Source organism: Paenarthrobacter sp. PPS72 (assembly GCF_048537125.1).
Taxonomy (GTDB): Bacteria; Actinomycetota; Actinomycetes; order Actinomycetales; family Micrococcaceae; genus Arthrobacter; species Arthrobacter nitroguajacolicus_E.
Window position 1 is genome coordinate 108,622 of the sequence record NZ_JBLYIE010000016.1, and the last position, 12,062, is coordinate 120,683.

Annotated in this window: 11 protein-coding genes; 7 read left to right on the forward strand and 4 right to left on the reverse strand. The window is 61.9% G+C overall.

What is annotated here, in order from left to right; genetic code table 11:
* Positions 1-43: 43 nt before the first annotated feature.
* From ACLRGI_RS07805 to ACLRGI_RS07815, 3 genes are all read right to left on the reverse strand, one after another.
* A complete protein-coding gene (locus ACLRGI_RS07805) occupies positions 44-340 on the reverse strand; it encodes a winged helix-turn-helix transcriptional regulator (protein ID WP_419201101.1) in 297 nt (98 codons plus the stop codon).
* Entirely contained in the window at positions 337-741 is a 405-nt protein-coding gene (locus ACLRGI_RS07810; RefSeq protein WP_419201102.1) for a VOC family protein, read from the reverse strand. The genes ACLRGI_RS07805 and ACLRGI_RS07810 overlap by 4 nt, the downstream gene beginning before the upstream one ends.
* 203 nt (positions 742-944) lie before the next feature.
* Positions 945-1,880 (reverse strand): formylglycine-generating enzyme family protein, encoded by a 936-nt coding sequence (locus ACLRGI_RS07815; RefSeq protein WP_419201151.1) that lies wholly within the window; start codon positions 1,878-1,880, stop codon positions 945-947.
* A gap of 227 nt (positions 1,881-2,107) precedes the next feature.
* Between ACLRGI_RS07815 and ACLRGI_RS07820 the strand changes: the two genes are divergently transcribed.
* Positions 2,108-4,123, forward strand: a complete 2,016-nt coding sequence (locus tag ACLRGI_RS07820) for an outer membrane protein assembly factor BamB family protein (RefSeq protein WP_419201103.1) — start codon at positions 2,108-2,110, stop codon at positions 4,121-4,123.
* A gap of 39 nt (positions 4,124-4,162) precedes the next feature.
* On the opposite strand, the gene ACLRGI_RS07825 is transcribed toward ACLRGI_RS07820, so the two are convergent.
* Positions 4,163-5,317, reverse strand: coding sequence for an ROK family protein (locus ACLRGI_RS07825; RefSeq protein WP_419201104.1), 1,155 nt, complete (start codon positions 5,315-5,317; stop codon positions 4,163-4,165).
* A gap of 150 nt (positions 5,318-5,467) precedes the next feature.
* Here ACLRGI_RS07825 and ACLRGI_RS07830 point away from each other — a divergent pair, with 150 nt between their 5' ends.
* Genes ACLRGI_RS07830 through ACLRGI_RS07855 form a run of 6 tightly spaced genes read left to right on the forward strand, consistent with a single transcriptional unit; the run spans position 5,468 to position 11,998 of the window.
* Entirely contained in the window at positions 5,468-6,514 is a 1,047-nt protein-coding gene (locus tag ACLRGI_RS07830) for a hydroxyacid dehydrogenase (protein ID WP_419201105.1), read from the forward strand.
* Between the two features lie 6 nt (positions 6,515-6,520).
* A complete protein-coding gene (locus ACLRGI_RS07835) occupies positions 6,521-7,885 on the forward strand; it encodes a sulfatase family protein (RefSeq protein ID WP_419201106.1) in 1,365 nt (454 codons plus the stop codon).
* 5 nt (positions 7,886-7,890) lie between these two features.
* On the forward strand, positions 7,891-9,177 hold the full coding sequence (locus ACLRGI_RS07840) for an extracellular solute-binding protein (protein WP_419201107.1): 1,287 nt from the start codon (positions 7,891-7,893) through the stop codon (positions 9,175-9,177).
* 24 nt (positions 9,178-9,201) lie between these two features.
* The gene (locus ACLRGI_RS07845; RefSeq protein WP_419201108.1) at positions 9,202-10,149 is read left to right on the forward strand and encodes a carbohydrate ABC transporter permease; all 948 of its coding nucleotides are present in this window, start codon (positions 9,202-9,204) and stop codon (positions 10,147-10,149) included.
* Positions 10,146-11,033, forward strand: a complete 888-nt coding sequence (locus ACLRGI_RS07850) for a carbohydrate ABC transporter permease (protein WP_419201109.1) — start codon at positions 10,146-10,148, stop codon at positions 11,031-11,033. The genes ACLRGI_RS07845 and ACLRGI_RS07850 overlap by 4 nt, the downstream gene beginning before the upstream one ends.
* Positions 11,030-11,998 carry a Gfo/Idh/MocA family protein gene (locus tag ACLRGI_RS07855; protein WP_419201110.1) on the forward strand — a complete coding sequence of 323 codons (969 nt, stop codon included), beginning with the start codon at positions 11,030-11,032 and terminating at the stop codon, positions 11,996-11,998. Before ACLRGI_RS07850 ends, ACLRGI_RS07855 begins: the two co-directional genes overlap by 4 nt.
* The last annotated feature ends 64 nt before the right edge of the window (positions 11,999-12,062 follow it).

Here is a 12,062-nt window from a genome sequence, read left to right on the forward strand (position 1 = left end):
CTGGCGCTTCTTCTGCCCGAGAGCTGGCCGGAGCGTATCAGAATTAACTGCCGCTCCCAGGCCGCTCCTCGCCGCCCCAGCGTGCCAGCGCGGCGATCGCCTCGCGCAAGGCGAGCCCTCTATCGGTCAGCGCGTAGGCCCTGGTGTTGTGCCGGAGTGGCAGTCGGGACAGTACGCCGGCGGTCTCGAGCTCGCGCAGTCGGGTCGCGAGTATATTGGTGGGCACTCCGAGGTCGCGTTGTAGATCGCCGTAACGCTGTGGTCCGTCGAGCAGCCGCTCCACGATGAGCAGGGCCCACCGCGCTCCGACGACGTCGAGGGCCGCGGCGAGGTTGCTCACGTGGTCGGATCGGCGTCCGGCTTCATCCAGAAAGGCGAGTAGTGGTAGCCGTCGGGGTCGTCGAATTGGCGCTGGTACATGAAGGGGTAGTCGTCGGTGTCACCGATCCGCCCGCCGGCGGCGCCGGCGCGTTCGGTGAGTTCATCGACTGCCTCCCGGCTGCCCAGGTCGAATGAGACCGTGACTTTCGAGGGGGTCCCGGGCCCGCCGACCAGCTCCTCGTCGGCGCCGACGCCCGCGTACATCTCGCGGCTGCCGAGCATGACGTACTGCTCGGGCGCGATCGCGAAACATGAGACGTTGTGGTCGGACATTTCGGTGTTGAGGGTCCAGCCGAGGGCCGTATAGAAGGCAGTCGCGCGCTCGACGTTATCAACGGGGCAGGTGATAAACAGGCTCATGCCGCCATACTTGCAAAATGCAAGTGCCACGTCAAGGGTTTGGCCGGCTCCGGCCAAATCACACCCCCGATGCCGATTCCACATGCACGGTGATGCAAGTCCCCTTCGCCTTCCTCGCAGGCACGGTCTTGCATTCCATCAGCGAAACAGTGGGTCACTGCTATGGGCGATGCTCCCCCGTCATCCGTGACTACACGTAGGAACTAGAGCGCCACAGTCCTGAACCCTAAGTTGGCGCTGGCTGACTCCGGTGTGTTTGAGCTCCGTGCTGCAAGGCGGTAACGGTTGCAGTAGGAGTCGTGGCAGAGGTACGAGCCGCCACGCATCACCCTGCCCCGGCCAATCGTTGGCCCTTGTGGGTTGTCCACCGTTCCTTGCCCCAGGCACGTCTTGTAGTACTTGGGCAGGAACCAGTCGCTGCACCACTCCCAGGCATTTCCGCTGGTTTGGTACAGTCCGTATCCGTTGGGACGGAATGATTTCGCCGGCGCCGTGGTGAGGTAGCCGTCGTCGATCGTGTTGCGGGAAGGGAAATCCCCCTGCCAGATGTTGCAGTTATGAGCGGCTTGGCCGGGCGCGTCGTTGTGCAGATCATTGCCCCAGGGATAGCGCTGCCCGGTCAGCCCGCCGCGGGCCGCATATTCCCACTCGGCTTCCGTGGGCAGGCGGCGGCCGGCCCATCGGCAGTATGCCAAGGCATCGTTGTGCGACACATGGGTAACAGGATGGTCAGTGATGTCTGCCCAGCTCGATAGGGGTCCTGCCGGGTGCGCCCAGTCGGCTCCCCGGACGTTCAGCCACCACGGAACGTTGCTGACGCGGTTGAGGACGTCGTAGGCGTCTGCTTTCACGGCAAGATGGAACACCGCTGAGGTTCCGTAGGTTTCCGACTCTGTGCGATAACCGGTGGCATCGACGAACTCGGCGAACTCTTCATTGGTCACGGCGGTAGCGCTGATCCGGAATTGTGAGACGGCCACTTCGTGCACAGGCGACTCACCGTCGTCCGCATAGCCCTCATTGAAAGAGTCGCCCATGGCGAAGGTACCCGCGGGGATCCCGACGTCGCACTGAAGACGGGAGCCCGGCGCACTAACCCCGGAAAAAAGCCTTGGACCGGGTACTCCCGTGCGCTCCATCGTCAAGGATTGGCGGCTCACGACTTGGGCAAGACGCCCCTCAGGGGCGCAGCAACTCTTCACTGCCTCACTCTTCACTGCGTCACTTCCTCTTGCCAACTAGTTGTTGAGTGTTATTGAACCCGCCCTAGATATTTTAGTCAATGACTGAAATACTCACATCGGACTCGCCAAGAGAGCCCGGTGAACACACCCCCATCTGGATGAAACTCAACGTCAGGAGTGTTTTGACGAAACCTACCCACACTTCCCAAGCACTGAGCCGACGAAACCTGCTCCAGTTCAGCGTCGTCGCCGGGCTGGCGACTACGGGTCTCTCCGTCATGGAACTGAGCGGCCCCTCCCCGGCGAATGCCGCACCCACCAGCCCTCGAGTGACAGACCTCGGTCCGGGAGTAGTCCAATTCGGTTCAAAGAGCGCATACCAATTCGGTGACATGATCTACATCGGATCCGGAAACCTCGAGCCCATGTACGTAATCGCCTACCACGTGCCGTCTCGTAGGGTCACAGGTCAAACACAGGCCCCGGACGGCAGGTCAACGCAGGCCCTCTGCGCCGACCCCACCGGGAGGTACCTCTATTTCGGGACTGAGAACGCTGCAGGCAACCTTCCTACGCTGTACCGCTGGGACCTGGAGAATCCCACGTCACCGGCCGAAGCACTGGGACGGGCAGGCGAAGTCCGAGTATGGGCACTGGACGTAGCACCTGATGGAATGGTCTTCTTTGGCGGCCGTGAACCGGGAGGGAATCTGTGGCAGTTTGACCCGGCTTCGGGACTAATTACTCCTTTGGGCATCCCCGTTCCTACTGCCACGGGCGCCAGGGCCATCGCGGCCACTGCCACCCACGTCTACTTCGGAACTGGAAACACCCTGGGTGGCGGTCAGGCAAGCAAGGCCGCGCTGGCCGCCTACAACCGGGCTACCGGAACCTTCACATCGATACTTCCGCCCGAACTTGCCGGCGACGACACTGTCCGCGAGTTGCGACTGGACGGCGACAGACTGATCGTCGGTACGGTCGGCGGGGCCTCCGCTTCACACGTGGCGGTCATCGATGTAGCGAACCCGTCTTCCTACAAAGTGGCTTCGCATGACGGGGTAACAACCAAAGCCATGCACGTCCACGAGGACCGTCTCTATTTCATGGCACAGGCCGGCGACGCAAGGGTCTGCGATCTGGCCACGATGGAAGTATCGCCGCTTCTGACCAATGACGTTGATCTGGGCGAGGTGTGGGGAATGGGCTGGTCTGACAACCGGTTGAACGCGGTCTCAGCCTACGGGTTCGTTGCCGCCATAGATCCAACATCCGGTACCACCGAACGCACAGACCTGATTTCAGCGGGGGCGCCCAGCGAAGCCCAACTGGCCATGAGCGTTACCGCTGGCGGGGGCTACGCCTACGTTGCAGCAAACGGCGCCATAGCCCGGCATTCCCTCACCGGCAAGGAAGTCATCAACCTGGTGGCGCCTGGAGAGACCAAGGATGCGGCCTGGGCGAACGGCAAACTGTGGATGGGCCAGTACAGCGGCCTCGGCCTCTGGGGCTATGATCCTGGCAAAGATGCAGACCCCGCGCAGATGGCCCCGTTGCCCGCGCAGTTCAATCGGCCCGAATGTGTCGCGTGGGACGACCACAACAGAAGAGTCCTCGTCGCAGCCCTCGCCGACGCGAACGGTGGCAGCTGCCTTGGGGTCTACAACCCCGTCTCAGATGACATTCTGGTGCACGAGCATCCTCTGGGGCCAGGCCAGTCTGTCCCCGCCGTTACTTGCCGAGACGGGATTGCCTACATTGGTGGCGGAACTGGAGGAACAGGGCCCGCCGGCGAGATTGCCGCCATCGCCCCGATGACGGGCACGGTTTTGTGGCGGCTGGATCCTCAGCACACCGCACCTGTCACCGGAATGGCCGTCCGGGGCCGTCATCTCTACGTGGCCCTGAACGATGGCGCGTTAAGGGTTATCGATATTCCACGACGTCGGATCGTCCATAGCGCGGACATCTCTGACGCGGCCAGCAAGAGGTCGAATCTTGTAACAGCCAACGGAAGGGTCTACGGCGTCTCAAGCAAGGCCGTCTACGAGATCGACCCCAAGACCTTTGAACTAACAACCCTGTTGGCCGACGTGAACGGCGCCTGGTACGGCGGACAGCCCCACATCAGCGCGGATGAACACGGAGATCTGTACACAATGCGGGAAAGGAACCTCATCCGCATCGAGACGGCGTAGTTGGCCAGGCCGGAGCAGGTACGCAGTCCTGCTCCGGCCCTATGCCGACTCAGCGTTGGGTTGGGATTCCCGTGCGGAGAACAGGCTCGCCATGACCGAACAGGCAGCACCCCTGGCCAAGGCCTCATGATCCACAATGGCGTTGGTCAGCAGCGGAGAGGGAGTATTGGAATGTGCATACTGGTGCTGGAAGGCCCCTCCGCTCAACTCAGCAAATTTTCCTATATTTGCTTCCGGGGCGAAGGCCACCACCACCTGCTGCGGTCCAAGGACCTTGGCTGTATTGGCCATACCGATGCCCAAGTGCAATGCGGCGTCAGCGATGACGTCCGAATCCGCGTCGGGGTCTACTTCGCGTTGAAGGCCTCGTCGCTGAAGTTCCTGGCGCATGCCCCAGAGACTGCTGCGCGTCTCAAAACAATCTTCGGCCCCGCAGTGGCACTCCCTGGGGGCCTCGCTACTCGTAAGCGAACGGGCGTGGGCAAAGCCTCCAGCGGATCCGTTGAAGCCGCGCTGTATACGGCCTTCAACCACGACGGCGGCGCCCAAGCTGGTGCCGACGCTGAATACCAGCAGTTCCCGGCCAGTAAACGTTCCATCAAAAAGCAGCCCTCGCGCATAGGCGTTGACATAGCTATCGATGACCACCGGCTCATCAAGTTCAGCTTCGAGGATCTCCTGGAAGCGAACCTCGGCCCACTCGAGGGCTCCGCTGTGCCGAACAATGCCTGTGCTCTGATCTACCACTCCGGACAGTGCCAACCCCACCCCGATCAGCCGTGAGGCCCTGGAGCCGACAGCAGCGCTGACTACCTTTGCGACCGCTTTTGCCGCATCAGCGGGGCTGGTGGACGTGAGGGGTTCGCTGGCAGTGCTGACCACTCCCCCGCGCAAGTCCACCACGACAGCAAGGGCTGCGGTAGCGGAAAGCCGAACTCCAGCCGCAAAGACGCCATCCCTGCCCAACTCCAGGAGACGGGCAGGGCGCCCGCCGGTATCGCGGATCATCTCGGCCTCGACCAGGAGTTTTGACTGGATGAGCTTTCCGGTAATGCCCGTGACACTCGCGGGGCTCAGCCCAGTCTGGACGGCGATGGTGGCCCGCGACACCGGAGCCTGGGTGCGGACGACGTCCAATACCAACGCCTCGTTGATCTCCCGGATCAAGGCCTTGCTTCCTGCGCGTTGCTTCACGGCTCGTGTCTCCTATGGTTACACCGCATGCGATTTCCCTCATTCTGGCACTGGTCAAAGCAACCACTCCAGAATGGTGCCCCGACCTTCGCCAATTATACTTAGTTCAGTCATTGACAAAACCAAATGCTACTGAGTAATCTCAATCACATGAACAACCCCACCGTCGATGCAGCACCCTCGGTGCAGGCCGAATCTCCACGGCTTCACATTCTTCTGAGCATCCCCGATCACGAGTTCCCGGCAATCATCAACCAGCAAACACGAGCTGCACTGGAAGAACTGGGCAACGTCACAACCGCCGCACCAGCTGAGCTCCAAAACCTGGACGCGTTCGCACGAGCCGCAGCAGAAGCAGATGTCTTCATCACGGCTTGGGGTTTCCCCCGGCTCGATGCCATGCACCTCTCAGTAGCTCCAAATCTGAAATGCGTGATCCACGCTGCCTCGTCCATCCACACCTTGGTGAGCGACGACTTCTGGGCAACCGGCATCCCCATCTCCCAGTCCGGCGCCGCCATGGCACCTGCGGTGGCGGAAATGTCGCTAACGTTTACCCTGAACCTGCTGCGCCGGATCGAAAAGATGGACCACCAGATGCGAAGCGGGCACAGCTGGGAGGACGCCAGAAGCATCCGGCGTGCCCGGGAAATCTCGGGATCGCGCATTGGTGTTATCGGCGCATCACGGACCGGCCGTCGCTACATTGACGCATGCCTGGCACTCGGTGCTGATGTACAAATCTACGACCCCTATCTGACCGTGGACGATCCGCTGGCGAAGCAAGCCTTAGGCCTCAAAGAACTCTTGGCTACCAGCGACGTCATTGCAGTTCACGCACCCGCGACGCCTGAAACCGCGGGACTCATCGGCGAAGCAGAACTGGCACTCCTCCAGGATGGCGCTGTATTCGTCAATACTGCCCGCTCCAGCATCGTGGACATGGAAGCCCTCTATAAAGAGGTCGCCTCCGGCCGGATCGATGCAGCACTTGATGTGTTCGACGTCGAACCGCTCCCCGTGGGAGACCGCTGGCGGTCACTCCCCAATGTCCTCCTCACTCCGCACGTTGGCGGTGCCACCGTTGACTCCCGGCAGCGGGCAGGCGGCATCGTAGTTGCCGAACTTCGCCGGTTCCTCGCGGGAGATCCCATGGAGCATGCACTAACCCGCGTTGACCTTGAAAGGATGGGCTGACCGTCCATGCGTAACATCCTCCTGATTCACTGCCACGACCTCGGCCGCTTCCTGGGCAGCTACGGGGTTGAGACTGTTTCCACGCCGCATCTGGATGCACTCGCCGACGAGTCGGCACTGTTCGAGCAGGCTTTTGCCACCGCCCCACACTGCAGCCCCGCCCGAGCTTCCCTCTTTACCGGTACTTACCCCCAAAGCAACGGGGTATTGGGCCTCACCCACGATCCCTTCAGCTGGGACCTTGTGGAACCGAGAGCCCACATTGCACACCGCCTTCAGTCCGTCGGCTACCAAACAGAGCTGGTCGGGGTTCATCATGAGTCGCGGGTACTGGCGGATGACGTCGTTGCAAGCAGGCTCGGCTTCGACCGGGCCCGAACGGGAGGCGCGCGTGACGTCGTCGTTGACCGCGCCACTGACGCCCTGCGGCGGATGGCCGCCGGCGACAGCCCGTTCTATCTGCAGGTCGGCTTCACCGAACCTCACCGCGTATCGTCAGAACGGGACCGGCCCGGAGTCATGGGCTTCCTCGCCGACGGCGTCGAACCGGACACTTCCCTCGGCCACACGGTTCCGGTTCACTTGCTGGACGACGACGGAGCCCGCGAGGAGATTGCGGAACTGCAAGGTGCAGTGAAACACATGGATGAAGGCGTGGGGAGCATCCTCGCGGAACTCGATGCCCTCGGGCTCCGAGACACCACACTGGTGGTCTTCACCACTGATCACGGCCTGGCACTTCCCCGGGCCAAGTGCACACTGTACGACGCCGGGCTCGGGGTTGCGCTGATGATCCGCCACCCCGCCAAGCCGGCTTGGGCCGGGAAACGCGTCGCTGGCATCGTCAGCCACGTTGATGTGATGCCCACCCTGCTGGATGAGGCGGGGTTGCCCCTGCCCGACGGTCTTGCAGGAACCAGCCTTCGTCCGGCCATTGAGGATGGCCAAGCCTCCCGAACCCACTGTTTCAGCCAACTGACCTATCACACCTACTACGACCCCAAGCGGTCAGTGCGAACATCAACGCACAAACTGATCATCAACTTCTCCAACGCGCCACGAGCCATGGACCCGACACAGTCATGGATCCATCGCAGTCTGCCGGCTGATCTCGGCGGGCCCACCATCGGCACCAGCACAGCCATTGAGCTCTATGACCTCCAGGCCGACCCCGACGAACTGGAAAACCTCGCCCGGAACCCCAACCAGTCCGGGATCCTGCGCGAACTTTCGGCGGCGCTCTTTGACTGGATGCAAGAGTGCGGTGACCCGCTGCTGAGGATCCAGCAGCCGTCCAGCCGCCACGGCATTGCCCTCAAGTCCCTCGAGGACGCACGACTCAGCGAACAACTCCAGACCACAAGGAAGTAGCTCACATGTTCACCCGAAAACTGCACCGGTCAGCAGCGGCTACAGCCGTCGTCGTATCAGCCGCCCTGGCACTCACAGCCTGTGGTTCACCGTCCTCGACGACGAGCGACGGCGGAGCGGCCAGCGGCAAAGTAACTCTCTGGATGTACCCGGTCATCAAAGATGAGACCATCAGCAAGAAGTTCTGGCAGGACACTGAGGCTGACTTCGAAAAGGCCAATCCCACGATCGACCTGACCATCGAACTGCAGACGTTCGACAAGCGCGATGCGCAGATTTCTGCTGCACTGGCCGCGGGCTCGGGACCCGACGTCGTTCTTATTACCCCTGACCAGGCCGCCACTTACCGGAACGTCCGGGGCCTTCTGCCGGTGGACAAAGCTGTGGAGAAGGACAAAGACAGCTACTACCCGCAAACGCTCAAAGCGGCGACGTTCGATGACGAACTATTCGGTGTCCCGCTCTTCCAGAACATCAACACCACTGCCTACAACACCAAAATCTTCACCGAAGCCGGTATTCCGCTTCCCAAGACCTGGGAGGACCTGCGGGCGGCCGCACCTGTGCTGGCCAAGAAGGGAATTGCGGTGATGGATTACGCAGGCAGCCCTGAGCAAACCTTGAACCTATCTTTCTATCCTTTGTTGTGGCAGGCCGGTGGCAGGGTGTTCACCGAGGACGCCAAGGACGTTGCCTTCGATTCCGAGGCCGGCGAATCCGCCCTGCAACTCCTGGTTGATTTGAAGAAACTCGGCGGGCTTCCTGCGGACGCCGCAACCGATGCCTCCAAGGTGGAGGGCAGCCCCATCGCCACGGGCAAAGCCGCCATGCGCATCACTACGTCACTGCCGGAACTGAAGCAGATGCGCGCCGCACTGGGCGCAGAAAATGTTGCCTTCGGCGCTCCCATGGAAGGCAAAGAGCAAGCCACTTTCGGCAATCCGGGTCTGCTCGCCTTGACTTCCATCAACAAGAAAGAAAACAGGGAAGCTGCCTACCAGGTGATGTCATATCTGGGCTCGGCATCTGTCCAGAACGGACTCACCGCCGCTGCCGGAAGCCTGCCCACCCGCACAGACGCAGCCCCGGCCGGACAGGACCCCGATTCGATCGCCATGGCCGAGGCACTCAAATCAGCTCACCCGGGGGAGCCTTCGCCGGTAGCCCGCCAGGTCATGGCTGTGCTCGCACCGAACATTCAGGCAGCACTCCGCGGCGATGTCACTGCCAAGGAAGCGCTGGACCGTGCCGCTAAGGAAGCCCGCGGCATCCTCCAGCGGTCCGCATCCTGATCCCTCCCCACCGATTGGTCCCCCATGTCCCTGAACACCCGCCCCCGAACGGCGTCGGCACCCCGGCGGCCGCTCCCGCCCAGCACGTCCTTCAAGCCAAAGAAGGCCCACAGGCGTGAAGCCCTGGCAGGCATCCTCTTCGTCCTGCCCACACTGATCATTTTTGGCCTCTTCAAGTTCCTCCCCATCTTCGGGGCCGGGGCCATGAGCCTGACCGAGTACAGCCTCAACGGTGACTTCGAATTCCTGGGCACTGATAATTACGCACGGCTTGCGGCGGATCCTAACTTCTGGCAGAGCCTCAAGGTGACGCTCCTGTACGTTGCCATTTTTGTCCCGTTCATCATTGCCGTCTCACTGGCCGGTGCAGTGCTCCTGGACAAACTGGTCCGGTTCACCGGCACTTTCCGGGCACTGCTGTTCATCCCGTACCTCTGCTCGTTCGTCCTGGCAGGCATCGTCTGGACCTGGATCTTCTCTACTGACGGACCCCTCAATGCCGCATTGGACGGACTTGGCCTCGGACCAGTCCCATTTATGTCCGGACCGCAATTGCTGGTGCTGTTCTCACTTGCCGTGGTATCCGTATGGAAGGGCTTTGGCTACTCCATGCTGATCTTCCTCGCGGGGTTGAAGGCCCAACCTGCCGAAGTCCATGAGGCCGCCCGTATCGACGGTGCCGGGGCCTGGAAATCCTTCTGGTATGTGACGCTCCCGCTCCTCAAGCCTGTGGTCTTCTTCGTCCTGGTGATCGAAACCATCGTCGGTTTCCAGGTGTTCGACACGATCTACGTCATGACCGGCGGCGGCCCTGCCCGGGCCAGCCACAGCCTCATCTACTTCCTGTTTGACGAAGGCTTCAAGTTCTTCGACTTCGGCTACGCATCGGCCATCGGTGTTGTGCTGTTCGTCATCGTGCTCATTCTTTCGCTCATCCAGCAGCGCTTCTTTGAAGGTAAGGACTCCAAATGACCGCCACTGTCCCGGTTCCCACTGCGGGTCCGCGCAACACCCGGCAGGGCAGGCGCCCTGGTGCCAGGCGCAGCACCGAAAAACGTCGCCAAAGCACCCTCACGTGGGTGCTGGCAGTGATCTCCCTCTTTACGGTGGCACCCCTCATTGCGGTGGCGGTACTCGCCCTCTCCCCCGCAGACGTCCCGACCATTCCGTATGCCCTTCCCACCTCGCTGACCTTCGACAACGTCATCCGCATCTTCAACGTTGGCGAATTCCCACTGTGGCTCTGGAACTCCTTTGTATACTCCACGGTGTCCGTAGTGGTTGTCCTGCTCACCGCCTCCATGGCTGCCTACGCCTTGGCGCGGAAGAGGTTCCCGGGACGTAACGCCCTACTGTGGGCCATCATTGCCACCTTGATGGTGCCTGTCCAGGCCACCCTGATCCCCACGTTCATCCTCATCTCCAAGATGGGTGGCGTGAACACCCTATGGGGCCTGATCCTGCCCACCTTGGCCAACGCGCAGGCGATCTTCCTCATCAGGCAATTTGTGCGGGACATGCCCGAGGAACTCTTCGATGCCGCACGGATTGACGGTGCCGGTGAGTGGCGCACTTTCTGGCAAATCGTCCTCCCGTTGATCCGTCCGGTGCTGGCAACACTCGCCATCTTCGTTTTCCTCTGGCACTGGAATGACCTGCTCTGGCCCCTGGTGGTGGGCCAATCAGATACTGCGCGGACGCTTACCGTTGGCTTGGCGACGCTGAACACCGAAACAGCCTCGACCTCAAGCGTCATGGCCGCTGCCCTGGTGAGCTTCATTCCTTGCCTGGTGATCTTCGTCCTCCTGCAAAAGCACATCGTCGCCAGCATCACCCACAGCGGGGTGAAGGGATGACGGGCACCGTCCCCGACGCGCCCCTCCGCTTCGGACTGATCGGTGTGGACTCCTCACATGCGCCCTCATTCACCCGACTCTTCGGAAACGGAATCGACAGCGCCGTACCCGGCGGAACAGTGACCCACGCTTGGAAGGGAGAAGTTTCGCTGGATTTCCCTCCCAGCCGGGACCGCTTGGAGAGTAACGCGGATGAGCTGGCCCGCTTGGGCGTGACCATGTGCGAATCACCCGAAGCGGTGGCCGAGGCCTGCGACGCCTTACTGATCGTGTCCTCGGATTCACGGACCCATCCCGGATACTTTGAACGGGTGGTGCGCTTCGGCAAGCCCATCTACGTGGACACCCGGTTCGCCCCCTCCCTCACTGAGGCACGGACCATGCTGGCCCAAGCGCAGGCATCCGGCGCCTTGGTTCTGGCAGGATCTCCCAAACGGTTTACTCCCGAGTTTCGGGCAGCCCGCCCCGACCGTGGAGCTTTTCGGATTGCCCTGGATGGTCCGCTTCCCACCCAGCCCGGGCATCCCGGCCTGGCTTGGTACGGTGTGCACCTGGTGGACCTCGCGGTCGCTGCGTTGGGATCGGTGGGAACCGCCTCACGTCAGGTAACCGTCGACGCCGGAACACCCGGAACCACTTCAGGCCCCACATCCGTGACGGTCACCTGGGGCGACGGCCGTGAAGCAACGCTGGGCGGCGAAGCAGACTGGCACCCCTTCACCACCGGACGGATCGAAACCGGCGACAGGGGCGCCGAATTCTCCATCGAAGCCTGCGAATCAATGCTCACAGGCCTCCTGGAAGGCATAGTTTCCTCGTGCCGCACGGGTACCCCCAACGTACCCCTTCCCGAAATCCTCAGCATCGTAGCAATCGTGGAAGCAGCGAACCAGAGTCTGGCATCCGGCAGCAAGGTCGCCTTGGAAGTGATGCCTGGCAGTCTGCCCAGTAACTCCCTGCGGTAGATGTTCCACTCCTGCCCTCGCCATAAAGCAGGAGGGCACCAACCGGAAGCGGGGGGGGGGGGGG